General features: G+C 66.5%; 12 protein-coding genes. 5 read left to right on the top strand and 7 right to left on the bottom strand.

Translation table 11 applies throughout. The annotated features are described in order from the left end of the window. Window positions 1–91: 91 nt before the first annotated feature. Window positions 92–472 (top strand): LysM peptidoglycan-binding domain-containing protein, encoded by a 381-nt coding sequence (locus MF408_RS05135; RefSeq protein ID WP_240250509.1) that lies wholly within the window; start codon window positions 92–94, stop codon window positions 470–472. Window positions 473–631: 159 nt separating this feature from the next. Here the strand turns inward: MF408_RS05135 and MF408_RS05130 are convergent, their stop codons facing one another. After that, the gene (locus tag MF408_RS05130; protein WP_240250508.1) at window positions 632–1,933 is read right to left on the bottom strand and encodes a DUF6318 family protein; all 1,302 of its coding nucleotides are present in this window, start codon (window positions 1,931–1,933) and stop codon (window positions 632–634) included. A 196-nt stretch (window positions 1,934–2,129) separates the two neighbouring features. On the opposite strand from MF408_RS05130, the gene MF408_RS05125 reads away from it, so the two are divergent. Beyond that, on the top strand, window positions 2,130–3,050 hold the full coding sequence (locus MF408_RS05125) for a DUF559 domain-containing protein (protein ID WP_240250507.1): 921 nt from the start codon (window positions 2,130–2,132) through the stop codon (window positions 3,048–3,050). Window positions 3,051–3,180: 130 nt separating this feature from the next. Here the strand turns inward: MF408_RS05125 and MF408_RS05120 are convergent, their stop codons facing one another. Continuing rightward, the gene (locus tag MF408_RS05120) at window positions 3,181–3,510 is read right to left on the bottom strand and encodes a hypothetical protein (RefSeq protein ID WP_240250506.1); all 330 of its coding nucleotides are present in this window, start codon (window positions 3,508–3,510) and stop codon (window positions 3,181–3,183) included. A gap of 97 nt (window positions 3,511–3,607) precedes the next feature. Beyond that, entirely contained in the window at window positions 3,608–4,042 is a 435-nt protein-coding gene (locus MF408_RS05115) for a hypothetical protein (RefSeq protein ID WP_240250505.1), read from the bottom strand. A 547-nt stretch (window positions 4,043–4,589) separates the two neighbouring features. Between MF408_RS05115 and nrdR the strand changes: the two genes are divergently transcribed. The 3 genes from nrdR (at window position 4,590) to MF408_RS05100 (ending at window position 8,863) form a co-directional block, all read left to right on the top strand. After that, window positions 4,590–5,060: a transcriptional regulator NrdR gene (nrdR, locus tag MF408_RS05110; protein ID WP_240250504.1), complete on the top strand. Its 471-nt coding sequence runs from the start codon at window positions 4,590–4,592 to the stop codon at window positions 5,058–5,060. A 148-nt stretch (window positions 5,061–5,208) separates the two neighbouring features. Next, a complete protein-coding gene (locus MF408_RS05105) occupies window positions 5,209–8,103 on the top strand; it encodes a vitamin B12-dependent ribonucleotide reductase (RefSeq protein WP_240250503.1) in 2,895 nt (964 codons plus the stop codon). Between the two features lie 169 nt (window positions 8,104–8,272). Then, window positions 8,273–8,863 carry a hypothetical protein gene (locus MF408_RS05100; protein ID WP_240250502.1) on the top strand — a complete coding sequence of 197 codons (591 nt, stop codon included), beginning with the start codon at window positions 8,273–8,275 and terminating at the stop codon, window positions 8,861–8,863. Between the two features lie 625 nt (window positions 8,864–9,488). Here MF408_RS05100 and MF408_RS05095 read toward each other — a convergent pair. The 4 genes from MF408_RS05095 to MF408_RS05080 form a co-directional block, all read right to left on the bottom strand. After that, window positions 9,489–10,322 carry a hypothetical protein gene (locus tag MF408_RS05095; RefSeq protein WP_240250501.1) on the bottom strand — a complete coding sequence of 278 codons (834 nt, stop codon included), beginning with the start codon at window positions 10,320–10,322 and terminating at the stop codon, window positions 9,489–9,491. A gap of 357 nt (window positions 10,323–10,679) precedes the next feature. Then, window positions 10,680–11,426: a hypothetical protein gene (locus MF408_RS05090; protein ID WP_240250500.1), complete on the bottom strand. Its 747-nt coding sequence runs from the start codon at window positions 11,424–11,426 to the stop codon at window positions 10,680–10,682. 266 nt (window positions 11,427–11,692) lie between these two features. After that, on the bottom strand, window positions 11,693–13,582 hold the full coding sequence (locus tag MF408_RS05085; RefSeq protein ID WP_240250499.1) for a hypothetical protein: 1,890 nt from the start codon (window positions 13,580–13,582) through the stop codon (window positions 11,693–11,695). A 1,014-nt stretch (window positions 13,583–14,596) separates the two neighbouring features. Continuing rightward, window positions 14,597–14,920 carry a CU044_2847 family protein gene (locus MF408_RS05080; RefSeq protein ID WP_240250498.1) on the bottom strand — a complete coding sequence of 108 codons (324 nt, stop codon included), beginning with the start codon at window positions 14,918–14,920 and terminating at the stop codon, window positions 14,597–14,599. Window positions 14,921–15,065: the final 145 nt, after the last annotated feature.

Genomic DNA, 15,065 nt, shown 5'->3' with positions numbered 1-15,065 from the left:
GGCCGGTTGCGTCGGAGGGTCTCGGTAGACATCGGGCCGAACACGACAACGACCCAGGGCTCCGCTGGAGCCACTTCCCCCGGAGGTCACGATGAGCACCACCACCCTCGCCCCGCGCACCGCCGTCCGGACTGCCCGCGCCGCAGCCCGCCCGAGCACCCGCCGCCCGTCGGCCGGCGTCCGGCTCACCCGCCGCGGCCGGGTCGTGGTGTTCGCGCTCGGCGTGCTGGTCGCGTTCGCGCTCGGCGTGTGGTTCGCGTCGGGGTCGGTGGCGAGCCAGGAGGCCGGCGAGTCGAAGGCCGAGCTCGTGACGGTCGCGCCCGGCGACACCCTCTGGGCGATCGCGTCCGACGTCGCCGCCGACACCGGTGAGGGCGACGTCGGTGACGTCGTCGAGCGCATCCAGGAGATGAACAGCCTCGACTCCGGCATGGTCTACGCCGGCCAGGAGCTCCGCGTCCCGACCGAGTAGGTCGCCGCACACTTCGTCCGCCGCTTCGACCCCGGCGGACGACAGGGGCCCACTGCCCGGGCCCACTGGGGAAGACGAGGGGCGGACCTGCCACCCACAGGCCCGCCCCTCGCGCCGTTTTCGGGAGGCGGCTCGATGGCGGGTTGGCGTGCCTGGTCGTCAGCCGCCGTAGCCGACGAGCGTGGGCCGCGCCTCGATCGCCTCGAGGGTCACCGGCGCCCCGGCGATCGTCACGCTCCCCGGCACCGGCCGCCACGCACCGCCGCCGACCCGGAAGTCCGCGACCCAGGTCGTGTCGAGCGACGGCGCGTAGTCGCCGGTGCGGAGGTAGGAGTGGGTGATCCGCAGCCGGGGATAAGGCGCCCCCGGCTCTTCCGTCGTCACCGACTCCCCGTCCCCGAAGTGCCAGGTGTAGGAATGCGGCTCGATCCGCAGGTCCACGCGCTGCCCGAGGAGGCGCACCGTGCGGCGCAGGGTGCGCTCCTCGGTGAAGAAGTTGGTGCGGAAGTTGACGAGGGTCTGGCCGCCGGGCGGCTGGATGGTGAGCTCTGACGGCGGGAGAGGGACGCGGCGAAGGGCGTTGGCGATCATGGTGGTCGTCACTTCGACAGGGGTTGTTTCGGTCGGACACCAATACGACTCCGACAGCACCTCGCCGTTCGGTCCCTCCAGCCAAGACCGCGTCTCAAAGGTCCCGTCCGGACACGTCAGTTCCCCGGTGCATATCCCTTCGCACGCTGGCGCCTGGTGATACGTGCCCGCGGGCTCCGACGTCGACGAGAAACGCCCACCGTCGGAGGTTTCGGTTTCGTGGCGAACTTCCGTCACGAACTGGCCGTCGCCAGCCTGCGTATCGACATCTGTGTCGTCCGCAGACGACGCGTTCATGACGAGCCCGAGAGCCACGATCGCCAGGCTTGCAATCACGGTGTCTCCAAGGTGGAAACGGTCCATCGGCCCGCTCGATGCCAGGTGCCGAATAGCAGCTTGCTGCGTCCACCGGGGTAGGTCTGGTCCAGATCGCCGGCTCCCCCGCACAGTCTGATCCCCAACGCGCAGGTGGGCGATGACCGTCCACGACTCCTTCGTGGCCCTCGACGTCTCCAGGCGTCTGACTTCGTACGCACCTCCGGTGATCCGTCCGCCACGGCGATAGATCTCAGCGATCGAGTCAGTTCCGGCACGACACCCCTCGCACGCCGGCTCTGCTATATCGGTCAGCGTCGCGACATCGCCGGTCTTCTGCGCATAGTTGATGAGCGCGACGTAGTACTCCACGAACGCCTCGGCCCCCGCCTTCGTCGCCTCCTCGGCCGCAGCCGGCAGCGTCGGCTCGACCGGTCCCGTGGGCGTCGGCTCGGTCGGCGTACTCGTCTCCGACACCGCGGTGCTCGACGGCGCGGTGGGTTCGGGTGTGGGTTCGGGCTCGTCGTCGCAGGCGACGAGCGCGAGCGTGAGCACCGCAGCGGCGGCTGCGGCGGCTGGTCGGCGGGGTGGTGACCCCATGCAGGCCTCCCGAGATGCTTCCTCGCCCGGACCCGGTGGCGAGGACCTGAAAGTACCGCGCCTCCGCCCCGCCCGGCCAGCGTCGATCGCAGCCTGTGGAGAACGGTCGGAGCCGTTGAACCGGGTGGTCGGTCCGTCCCACGCTGCTCCCATGACCGACCCGCTTCGTCTCCGCCGGGCCCGCGCCCTCGCGCGGCGGCAGGGCGGTGTCGTGTCGCGCCGGCAGCTCTACGGGCTGGGCGTCACCCGGTACGAGGTGCGCAGCCAGGTCCGTGCGGGTCGGTGGCAGCTGATCGGCGACCAGGCGGTGGTGCTCCACAACGGCGCGGTCTCCGACGAGGGCCACCGCTGGGCGGCGGTCTTCTCCGGCGGGCCGCGTGCTCAGCTCGACGGCGCGGCGTCGCTGGTCGCCTCGGGGTTGCAGCGCTACGACGTCGCCCGGATCCGGGTGTCGGTGCCTCGCGGCGCGCGGGTGCGCAGCAGCAGCCGCTACGACATCCGGCAGACCCGCCGCTGGTCGCGCGACGACGAGGTGGGCTCCGGCATCCCGCGCACCCGGCCGGCGGTCGCCGCGGTGCGGGAGGCGTTGTGGGCGCGGACCGACCGCCAGGCGACGTACGTCCTGACCCTCGTGGTGCAGCAGGGCCTCGCCCGGCCGGCCGACCTCGCCCGCGAGGCGCTGCGGATCCGCCGCGACAAGCGGCGCCTCCTCGTCCAGGCGACCGTCGACGACCTCCTCGACGGGGGCCGGTCGCTGGGGGAGATCGACGTCGTGCGCGAGCTCCGTCGCCGCGGCCTGCCGCCACCAAGCCAGCAGGCGCTGCGACGCGACCGCCGCGGGCGCTACTACCTCGACCTGCACTGGCCCGACCTCCGGCTCGTCGTGGAGATCGACGGCATCCACCACACGTGGGCCGAGAACGTCGTCGGCGACGCGCTCCGCCAGAACTCCCTCGCCCTCGCCGGCGACACCGTCCTCCGCGTCCCGCTCCTCGGCCTGCGGGTCGACCCCGACGCGTTCTACGGCCAGATCGCCGAGGCGATCGCCGCCGCGCAGCGCCGCGTCGCCTGAGGACTCGAAGAGGTCATACGGACGGGGTCACCGGTGGCCCCGTCCGTATGACGTCCGGCCGCCCGCCGCGGCCCAGCCGCCCGCCGCGGCGCGCACCGCCCGCCGCCACTCAGCGCACACCCCGCCCGCCCTACCGAGCCGCCCGCTTCCCGCCCTTCGGCGCGTCGGGGTCGCGCTTCGGCTTGGGCTCCGGGGGAGTGGTGAGGCCGATGGCGCGGGAGAAGCGGACGACGAGCATGAAGCCAAGGAAGAGGCAGGCGACGGCGCCGACGGAGGCGATGCCGAGGTACCACCAGGCCTCGTCGGAGTCGTCCTGGCGCGCGGTGGAGCCGAAGTCGATGGCGGCGTAGACGAGGTAGCCCCAGGCGACGACGCAGAGGGTGATGCCGAGGGCGAGTGCGAGCAGCACGGGGCGGAACGTCTGCTTGGGACGATCACCCGCCCGCTTTCCGCCCGCCACGGGCGTCATTGTGTCCGATCCGCCAAGCCTCCCGCGGGTCGCCCCGCCGACCCCGCCGACCCCGCCGACCCCCGTCACCCCCATCGAGCCGGCCGGCTCAGGTCAGCGCGGGCGCGACAACGTACTGCACGCTGGTGAGACCGCCGCCGCCGTCGGCGACGGTGAGCGTGACCGTCCAGTCGGCGCTGCTCCAGCTGCCGGCGCCGCCGAACGACTCGCCGTCGGCGCTGAACCCGGCGCTCTCGAGCTCGCCGGTGGCGTCGGCGAAGAGGTCGTCGGGGTCGCCCTCGACGTTCATCAGCAGGTACCAGCCCTCGCTGCCGCTGTCGGCCGGCGAGGACGACGCGGAGATCAGCTGCCCGTCGAGCAGCGGCACGTCGGAGGGGAAGTCGTCGGGCAGCGCGACGTCGTCGCCGACCTCGAAGGTGCCGTCGGAGCTCTCGACCTTGACCCCCGCCGTCGCCGTCGAGGTCGACCTCGACGTCCTGGCCGTCCTGCTCGGCCGCCTGCTCGATGCTCTCCTCGACGGCACGCTCGGTGACCTCGCCGCAGGCGCTGAGGGTGAGGGGTACGGCGACCACGGCGGCGGTGGCGAGGAGTCGTACGGCGAGCGGGCGCGGGGTCTTCATGAGGCCTCCGGTGGGGTCGAGGGAGCAGTGGGTGCGGCCCCGAGGCCGGCGCCCACAGTAGTGATCCGCGGCGCCCGTTTGCAGTGGCCCAAGGGATGAATTGCGGGTCCGCGGAGGTTCTACTGACGAGGCCTCAGGGCCCGCCGACGCGCCGCCCCGACACGCCGTACCGAACCCGTCGAACCGGCCCTGACCTGCACAAACACCCCCACCGCCGACCCATGTCGAAACTGATACCGCCCGGGCCTTGCACCAGTGGTGCCGGGGGCGTACGGTTACCACAACATCTAGTAGTTACAGCCGTGTAGTTCTCCACATCTAGTTCACAGATCGCGGAGCGCGAGTGCACAGCGGACCACTGGATCTGCACAGCGAACCACCCGGATATCCACAGCCGCGACCAGCCCCACCCGGGCCGGTCGAGCCCTGCCCGAAGGGAGGAGGACCAGCATGCACTGCCCCTACTGCAAGCACTGCGACACCAAGGTCCTCGACTCCCGGGTGGCCGACGACGGCGCCCAGATCCGCCGCCGCCGGGTGTGCCAGAGCTGCGAGAAGCGCTTCACCACCGTCGAGCTGATGCAGCTCACCGTGCTCAAGCGCTCCGGGGCCACCGAGCCCTTCCACCGGGAGAAGGCCGTCGCCGGCGTCCGCAAGGCGTGCAAGGGCCGCCCGGTCAGCGAGGACGACCTGGCCCGCCTCGGGCAGGTCGTCGAGGACCAGCTCCGGCTGGCCGGCAGCCCCGAGGTCGCCGCCCACGAGGTCGGGCTCGCGATCCTCGGCCCGCTCCGCCAGCTCGACGAGGTCGCCTACCTCCGCTTCGCCAGCGTCTACCGCGGCTTCGAGTCCGCGGCCGACTTCGAGTCCGAGATCCAGCTCATGCGCGCCGAGCGCGAGCTCTCCCCAGCCGAGACCGGCTGACCACAGACAGCCCCGGCAGGTAGTGGGGAAGCTGCCTGCCGGGGCCCACCATTCGGGCCGCCGCACCCCACCGGAGTGTCGGCGCCCACCGCAACACTGGAATCGACCGACCGCCCGCACAGCCAGGAACCGAGGGGACCAGGAGCACATGACCGAGACGGTGAGCAGCAAGACCGGCGCGACGACCGGCCGCAGCAACGGGCTCAAGATCGAGCGGGTGTTCAGCACCGAGGGTGTGCACCCCTACGACGAGATCACCTGGGAGCGGCGCGACGTCCTCCAGAAGAACTGGAAGACCGACGAGGTCGTCTTCGAGCAGTCGGGCGTGGAGTTCCCCGACTTCTGGTCGCTCAACGCCTCGACGATCGTCACCACGAAGTACTTCCGTGGCGCGGTCGGCACCCCGGAGCGGGAGTGGAGCCTCAAGCAGCTCGTCGACCGGGTCGTGAAGACCTACACCAAGGCGGGTGTCGACCACGGGTACTTCGCCTCCCCGGCCGACGCCGAGACGTTCGAGCACGAGCTGACCTGGCTGCTCGTGCACCAGTACTTCTCGTTCAACTCCCCGGTCTGGTTCAACGTCGGCACCAAGTCGCCCCAGCAGGTCAGCGCCTGCTTCATCCTGTCGGTCGACGACTCGATGGACTCGATCCTCAACTGGTACAAGGAGGAGGGGTTCATCTTCAAGGGCGGCTCCGGCGCCGGCCTCAACCTGTCGCGGATCCGCTCGTCGAAGGAGCTGCTCTCCAGCGGCGGCACGGCGTCCGGCCCGGTCTCCTTCATGCGCGGCGCCGACGCCTCGGCCGGCACCATCAAGTCCGGCGGCGCCACGAGGCGCGCGGCGAAGATGGTCGTGCTCGACGTCGACCACCCCGACATCGAGGAGTTCGTCGAGACCAAGGTCCGCGAGGAGGAGAAGATCCGGGTCCTGCGCGACGCCGGCTTCGACATGGACCTCGGCGGCAAGGACATCACGTCCGTGCAGTACCAGAACGCCAACAACTCCGTCCGCGTCAGCGACGAGTTCATGCGTGCGGTCGAGGACGGCACCGAGTTCGGCCTGCGGGCGCGGATGACCGGCGAGGTCATCGAGACGATCGACGCGCGGTCGCTGTTCCGCAAGATCTCCGAGGCCGCGTGGGCGTGCGCCGACCCGGGCCTGCAGTACGACGACACCATCAACGACTGGCACACCAACCCCGAGACCGGGCGGATCACCGCGTCCAACCCCTGCTCGGAGTACATGTCGCTCGACAACTCCTCCTGCAACCTGGCCTCGCTCAACCTGCTGAAGTTCCTGAAGGACGACGACACCTTCGACGTCGAGCGGTTCACCAAGGCCACCGAGCTGGTGTTCACGGCGATGGACATCTCGATCAGCTTCGCCGACTTCCCGACCGAGGCGATCGGGCAGACCACCCGCGACTACCGCCAGCTCGGCATCGGGTACGCCAACCTCGGCGCGCTGCTGATGGCGATGGGCCTCGGCTACGACTCCGAGGGCGGGCGCGCGATGGCTGCCGCGATCACCTCGCTGATGACGGGTGCGTCGTACCGTCGCTCCGCCGAGATGGCCGCCGTGGTCGGCCCTTACAACGGCTACGCCCGCAACGCCGAGGCGCACCAGCGGGTGATGCGCAAGCACCAGGCCGCCAACGACGTGCTCCGCCCGCTCCACATCGCCGACACCGAGGTGCACAAGGCGGCGACCGCGGAGTGGCAGAAGGTCGTCGACCTCGGCAAGGACAACGGCTTCCGCAACGCCCAGGCCTCGCTGCTCGCGCCGACCGGCACGATCGGCTTCATGATGGACTGCGACACCACCGGCATCGAGCCCGACTTCTCGCTGGTGAAGTTCAAGAAGCTGGTCGGCGGCGGCTCGATGCAGATCGTCAACAACACGGTGCCGCGGGCGCTGCGCAAGCTCGGCTACCAGGACGAGCAGGTCGAGGCGATCGTCGCCTACATCGCCGAGCACGGCCACGTGGTCGACGCCCCCGGCCTCAAGCCGGAGCACTACGAGGTCTTCGACTGCGCCGTCGGCACCCGCGCGCTGGGCCCGATGGGCCACGTGAAGATGATGGCCGCGACCCAGCCGTTCCTCTCCGGCGCGATCTCCAAGACGGTCAACCTGCCGTCGACGGCGACCGTCGAGGACGTCGAGGACATCTACCTCCAGTCGTGGAAGCTCGGCCTCAAGGCCACCGCGATCTACCGCGACAACTCCAAGGTCGGCCAGCCGCTCGGCGACGCCAAGGCTGACTCGAAGGGGGAGGGCGACGCTGAGGCGGAGACCAAGGTCGTCGAGAAGGTCGTGGAGAAGGTCGTCTACGCCCCGACCCGCAAGCGGCTGCCGAAGTCGCGCCAGGCCCGCACCACGTCGTTCACCGTCGGCGGCGCCGAGGGCTACATGATCTCGGGCGCCCACGACGACGGCGAGCTCGGCGAGATCTTCCTCAAGCTCGGCAAGCAGGGCTCCACCCTCGCCGGCGTGATGGACGCGTTCTCGATCGCGGTGTCGATCGGCCTGCAGTACGGCGTCCCGCTCGAGACGTACGTCTCGAAGTTCACCAACCTGCGCTTCGAGCCCGCCGGCCTCACCGACGACCCCGACGTGCGGATGGCGCAGTCGATCATGGACTACATCTTCCGCCGCCTGGCGCTCGACTACCTGTCCTTCGAGGAGCGCTCTATGCTCGGCATCTACTCCGCCGAGGAGCGCCAGCGCCACCTCGAGACCGGCTCCTACGAGCCCCTCGAGGAGACCGGCAGCGCCAGCGAGCTCGTCGCCACCGACCCCGAGCCCGCCCCCCAAGGCGGAGGCCGCGCCGGTCGTGGAGGAGGAGATCATCGACATCGGCTCGCCGAAGGCCGAGGTCAAGACCGCCCACACGTCTGCGGAGCTGATGGAGCAGATCACCGGCCACGCCGTCGACAGCCCGCTCTGCATGACGTGTGGCACGAAGATGCGGCCTGCTGGGTCTTGCTACGTGTGCGAGGGGTGCGGGAGCACCTCGGGCTGCAGCTGACGCTTACGTTGTAGATCAACCCAGTGGCCGGCACCTTCGGGTGCCGGCCACTGGCCATTGGGGTGGCCGAGGACGCCTAGCTGCGCCCGCGAGGTTGCTTCTCACCTGCGGCGAGTACGGCCGGGTGATCCGGATATCCGTGGCGCGGCCGCGTGACTCGGCTCGGTCTGGTTCCATCAGCCGATGGCATTCGACCCACCTGCTGCCCAGGGTCTGTCCGGCGCGGAGCCGTTTGATGGTCTCGACGCGTCGGTCATCGACTTCTGGCGATTCGCGATGAACGACCTCCGCACCAACAACGTGCGGGGCTACCTGGCGGAGTTCCTGGTGGCGCGTGCCGTCGGCTCCGCGGCGCCGCGAGTGGAGTGGGACCCCTGGGATGTGACGGCGCCAGACGGGACCAGGATCGAGGTCAAGTCGTCGGGCTTCCTGCAGGCGTGGGCTCAGAAGAAGCTGAGCAGTCCGACGTTCCGGGTCGCGCCCGCCTATGGGTGGGACACCGCGACGGGCGAATGGTCGGGGAAGCAGGGATTCAACGCAGACGCGTACGTGTTCTGCCTCCACACGGCCAAGAGTCATGAGGAGTACGACCCGCTCGTCATTGCCCAATGGAGGTTCTATGTCGCGGGACGAGCAGCGATCGAGGAGCGGGCCGGCGCTTCGATGGGTTTGACCACACTGGGAAGAGTCACCGGAGATCCGATCCCGTACTCCGACCTTCGGGAGGTGATTGCGTCCGCAGGCGAACCGAGTCGGCTCGCCCGGTCGGTATAGCGGCCGCTTCTCACGCAGTCTGAACGCGGCGGTAAGACGCTGCCTGAGAAAGGCCGACCTGGGCTCAAGATCGTTTGATCAGCAGCGCCTTGTGCGACCCAAGTTCCCCCGAGCACCTCGAGTTTGCAGTCAGTGAATCTCGAGACAGTGCGTCGACGCTCGTCTTCAGGCGCCAGGGCCGGGAGCGTGGCGAACACGAGCTCCCTGGCTGTCTCGAGCATGTGGTAAACGGTGGCCTGCAGCCGCGATCCACCTGCCAGCGCGAGTTCATAACCAGCGGCATGCAAGCCGACGAGGATCTCCTCGAAGGAAGCATCTGCCTCAGCGGGGTCGAATCGTCCATTCTCGATGAGTGACCGGCGTTCCAGCGTTGCCCTCATGAGGCGATCGCACTCTGACAGGAACCGTCCTGCGGTCGCTGCAGCATGGCGCCGGCGATCCCGTTGTGAGGTGAAAGCAATAGGGCCCCACGATGCTGCTAGGCCGAATATGCCACCGATCAGCAGCGCCCATGTCTCATCCACGACCGCAGGCTACTCGTTTTGCAAGCTCCCGAATTCTGGATCTCGATCGGCGCCCACGCGGTGGAAAGACGTTCGCTTGTCCGTGCCGGCCGTGGACCTGGTCAATCGGGGTGTACTTCCCGACTCTGTAGTTGGGAGAGTGCATCTTCGCAGGCGGCGATAAAGCGCCGCTCGAAGTCGAGAGCGTCGGCGTCGACTAGGTGAACCCCAAGAGGGGCGAGCTCCGCTCGTTGTCCGAGCGTCACCACGTTTGGCACCGTCGGAGCCGTCGAGACCACGACGACCTTGGCTGTCGGTGCAGCGGAACCGAAGGTTTGAGCCAGCAGAGCCAAGAAGCGCCGTCGTGCGGCGACAGACCGGACGAGCTTGTACTCAACCGGAACCTGGACGCCATCTCGCATGACCACGAAGCCGTCGAACTTGCGATCCTCGGGTCTGGTGGCGTGCGCGTAGGACCAGCCCCTGGGTGCGATGGCCTGCATCACACGACCGATAGCCGCTTGTTCGAAGACCACGTACTCGTGCATTGCATTGCTTACCGCGCTCCTTGCGCCAGCCTCTGAACCTGCAAGTCGTCCAGCAACCTCTGCCGTGCCCGCCGGGTCGAGTTGAGAAGCGACTGCGTCGGCGATGTCCTGCGCAGCGGCCTCGGACATGTCGAACTCGCTGCCGCCAATCACCCACCGAAGCGGCACCTTACCCGCCACTGTGAGCAAAGACGCGATGCCACCAACTGCGAGCAGCGCGACGGTTCCGGCTTGATTCTTCGATTCGAAGACAGCGATGGCACCGCCAATCAGGCCACCCATGCCAACTAGAGCACACAGCCCTCGCACCCCGCCTCTCAAGTCATGAACGGTTACACGAGGAGCCGGATCCATCGAGTCTTCCGCTACCACGGCATTGCCTCCCTCCGACTTCACGCCGCTGAGCATGTCAGAACACCAATCCTCGCTGGGATGCGGTCGCGAGGCCTTGATTCTATTGCGAGCGACAATCTCAGCGCCATCACGCGGCGGTATGACGCGGCTTGCAACCTCGCCTGGAGGTATTCCGCCGTTCGCCGCTTAGCTCTCCTCAATCGGGCGACGATCGCATCGTGCTCGATAGCCAACTGGGATCAACTTCCCGAGCTCGTCAGCGTAGATGACGTTTGGATTGCGCAGCGGACCCCTTGTTCACGAGCGAGAGGGAGTTCGTCGTGGGTGCCCCTGCTCGATGGCTCATGCAACGCCCAGGGCCTGTCAGAAGATGTCTTGTCGCGGAGAACAGTTGCGACTTGCGCTCATCGGCTATTCAAGAAGGAACTCACCGATGATCAAGCCCGCGCGCTTCTGCAATGCGAAATTGAATCGGTTGTAATCATCAAGTCTCGGCGTGATGTGGAGACCACGCGCTGCGCCCCCGCCGATCTCGATCCGTCCCAGTTCTTCCAACTCTGGGCCCAAGACGCTCATTGCGCTGGTGTCGGCAACGATGACGCGGATTTCCGCACCGTTCGACAACACCGTCGTCGCCAGCGAATCGGAGTCGTTGATGGAGAAGTCGCGACGTTGACAGACCACGTGCCACTGCCAGCCGGAGTAGGCGGCACTTGAGACACTGCCCTTCACGATCGCGACACCATCTGGGTCACACACAAGAAGCACAATTGTCGAATCGGACGAATCAAGTCGGTAGAGGGCGTCTATGTCCTGCGCAAGAACAACATTCGCGAGCTCACTCACGAAGGTCGCCGAATCGCCGCTATCTCCGATGCTTACATAGCCATCATCTACTTCAAGGGGCTGCTCAAAGTGCCAGGGGGAACCTTCGGCTTGAGGAACTTCTACATGGACGCCAGCTGCCGGGTCAATAGACGAAGACTGAACTGACCAAGTTCCACGTTCCCGTTTGATCTCCCGTATCGCGAGAGTCGACTCTTGGATCATCAGTTGATCACTCGAAACGAAGTGGGCCGACTTGATCTCAGGTAGCCCGCTCAGCGTGGCCGCGCCTCCTCGAGAGACGACGAGAGTTTCTCCATTGCTGTTCGACACGACGGCTTCAGTGTCATGGCCGCTCAGCGCAAGGAGTCGATGGCGCGTGGCGTCCCGTCTTCGGTCGGAGGTGGCCGCGTCAATGCTGAGGGGCCACCTCCGCATAGAGCCATCGCTAGAAACGCTAACCAACTCAACCCGGCCATCGGGGCGGAGGAGCGCCATCCCGCGAACCTCGTCTTCATGTCCGCGCAGTGTGTGGATAGCCCCGGCGGGCCCGTACTGCGCATAGATAGACCGGCCACTGGCCGCGGCGGCCAACCTGTCTACTTTCTCGGTAAAAGCGTCGAGCCGCGGCCCGACCATGAACTGTCCAAGAACTGCTCACGCAAGAACCCAAACTCGAGCCCCCAAACGCCAAACGCTGCGGTACCCGCGGCGACTACCGAGAGTTCCTGGTCTGCCGCAAATCTCGCTGGGTACAGGGCATCGACGTATCCGGCATCTGGTGCTCCAAGTGCTGAGTCAGCGGATAAGTCCTCGTGACGGAGCATTTTGATCCCGGACCCAGCCGTGCCCACTGCAATGAACGTGTCCCGGGCCGAAACAAAGCAGCATGACATTGCAGCGATTCCAATATGACCAGTCGCACGCGAGATGCGGCGGGTTAGTGAGCGCTCTTGTTTTTCGACCGACCCGTCGCTACTCGTTGCGAGTACTTCGAACCTAGTCTGGTGTCGCTGCCGGATACTGATGGAAGTGACACTTCCATCGAGCTGCGTGATTCTGCGTGCTGTCTGATGCCGGCTGTCCCAGACATAGACGTCTCCGATGTCAGTGCCGACGCCGACAACAAACTGATCGCCGGCGGCAGAAGCGGTCAAGCATGTGATCACCGCGCCGAGCGAGAGTTGGCTGAACGCTTCCGCTCGGTCGTCCGCCCATCGAAAGTTCACCACGCCATCCGCATCTGCCGCGACGATCAAGTCGTCGTTTCCGGACTTTACGACCGTGACTTCGGTATAGGGACGGCCGCGCTCAACAAGCATGTGCTCGCTCGCTACGTCCCAGTCTGCGTACCATGCGTTCCACCACGAGTGCTCGGCTCGTCCTCGGAAGCTAGGGACGTCGTACTGGTGACCCGCGAGGCTCAAGTACGCCCGACGTTCGCTGTCGGGCCGTGTCTCGAGCTCGAACGCGACGCTTGATAGCGCCAGACGCGCCTTGTCGGCCGCGGCAGAAATTCCCCGTCCGGCGCGTGCCGCATCCCGTAATGCGACGGTGATGTCGCAAGCAGTGACTGCGGTGGGGTCTAAAAGAAACTCAGAAATCATCCCAGCAGCAACGGCGTGCCCTGAGAGGTGGGTTCGCAGGTACCCGTCGTCGGCGCTAGCCGCAACCCGACCCAGCATCAGGCGGTAGACCGCTGGGGCATCCTCGGGTTCTTGAAGCATGTCGACGAGCGCTTGGTGATAGAGGCGATATCGCGGAGCCTCGTCGGTTGCCACCGTCTCAATCAGGAAGGCTGCTCCTGACCTAAGGAGCCAGTTCAGGTCTTCCTCGTTGTAGGTTCGGCCCGACACGCACGTCACAACCTCGAGCCAGGTTGCCCCTAGGGTGAAGCCCGCTCCGCGGGCGTGGCTCAATCCAGCCAAAAGGTCGCGTAGCTTCTGTTCGTCATCGCCGAATCGAGCAAGGTACTCCTCAAAAGCCTCGCCCACCGTGCGCGGAAAGGTGCGATTCTCGAGCTCCCGTTCGGTCAGGTTAGGATCATCGATCAGTGAGCGGGTCACTAGCTGAGCAACCAAGTACACGGGATAGGCCGCGTTGGCGACCTTTTCGGCAATCTCCACAACGCGGTCTTCATCGCGCCAGATGGGCATTTTATCCTCATGGTCGAGGAGACGCGCTTCGGCGAATGCAATGAAATCCTCGAGCGACACATATTCTTCGCTATCGGCTTGCACGCGCACGCAACTTCCACCGAGTAGGCGAATAAGTTCTTCGTTCTCACTCGCAGGAATGCCGGATCGGCACGAGACGATCACCGTGATGCCGAGACGCTGGGCTTCGTTACCAAGCCGTCGAATCAGGTCCCGAGCGATTCGTTTCCGGGCGTCGGTGTCCGCCGCTTCGTCGAGGCCATCTAAGACGATGATTAGGGCCCGGCCCGCGCGTCTGCGCCGGCGAACGGCGTCGATGATCCCTTTCCGCACTCTCGGCAACCGTGCCGAGTTTTCGCGCGAGGGTGGTGAGCACTTCGGCGAACGACATTTGGCGCATGTAGATGGCAATCACGTCTATGCCAGACAGGCGGAGGTCGTCGATACCGGGCGCCGCCATTGTCGCCAATCTGCGATCCGCGATCACCGGTAGCCGTGCGAGAATTGCAGACTTGCCCGCTCCAGGTGAACCAGCAACGCAGAAGTAGTTGCCTCGGCTCCGAACACCTCTAGCACTTGCGGTCAGTTCGTCGACTATTGCGCGCCGACCACTAAAGAACCAACCGTCCTCTGCGCTGCTGCCGACCCCCCTGGCCCGGGGAAGCCAGTGCTCACGCGCTTCGATGCTGCGCTCGAAGTCACTCAGCACGTGCGCTTCGAGCGGTCGCCATATCGCGGCGATCTGTTCAGACGGTAGGAAGAAGGCAGAACGCGCCTCCTCCTCCGTGTCGCGCGCAACAACGATCCCTACGACACCACCCGCTTCGGCGTCAAACACTGCCGTGCCAGAGAATCCGCGCGAGAGGGTCGGCCCGACGCCAGCTCTCGACTCGATCCGAATCCAGGTGCCTCCTGGGCCCTCTCGACCCCTGATGGTGCCGTCGCAGCGAACTGGCGTTCCGTCCCGTTGCGCGCCATATGCTCGAAACGGGTGCGACTCGAGATTCGACCCGTAGAGGAAGTCCGCCGCGCCTACCTCCGCAGGCGGAGCCTCCGAGAGCTTGAGGACGGCGAGATCCCCGCGCCCGAACTCGTCTTCGGCAGCCCATCCCTCGACGAGGACCTGTGCCCTCTGAACGTGATCAGGGCGCGTCGGCCACCTCACTTGAACTGTCGTGCTCGGACTACTCGAGGGGTGGAAGTTCGGCCCCACGATGGCGGATACGACGTGGGCGCAGGTCAACAGGACGCGGTCGTTGACAAGCGTCGCCATGCCGACATGGCCGCCCGAGGGACTAAGCACCTGAGCGACAGAGTGCAGCGGGTGACTATCCGACGAGGGTGCGGCTATGAACGCGAGCTCGACCACGTCATCTTCACCACGAGGCTAGCTTCACCTGAGCCGGACGCGACGATAACCCCTGCGGAGGCAGTGAACTTGATTCCGAATGTGACTTCGAGTGATTCCGGCGCTCGGGCCAGATTATGTGCTGTGTCTGATACCGCCTCTGCGGCCGCGCGGATGGTCTGCAGTGCCTCATTGAACGTCGCGCTGGCACGGAAGATCACGTCTGAATCGCGAGCGACGCGCTCATAGCCGCCCCTGTCTGCGTCATGCACTTCGACCAGCACAGGTCCGTCGGCAGTCTCGAACTCAACTATTTCAGTCATCGGTACCCCAGTGATTGATGTTCTCCGAACCATAGCCAGTTGCGGTGCGACAGTGACCGTGCAACACAGCTGGTGCCGTGACGAGGGCTTCTTGCGTCATTCTGGGCGGTATGACCTGGGTGGCCCGCTCCCTGATCGCCGACGG

Source organism: Nocardioides sp. TF02-7, from assembly GCF_022437945.1.
In the GTDB taxonomy this organism is placed as follows: Bacteria; Actinomycetota; Actinomycetes; order Propionibacteriales; family Nocardioidaceae; genus Nocardioides.
This window is presented reverse-complemented; position numbering and strand designations above follow the sequence as displayed.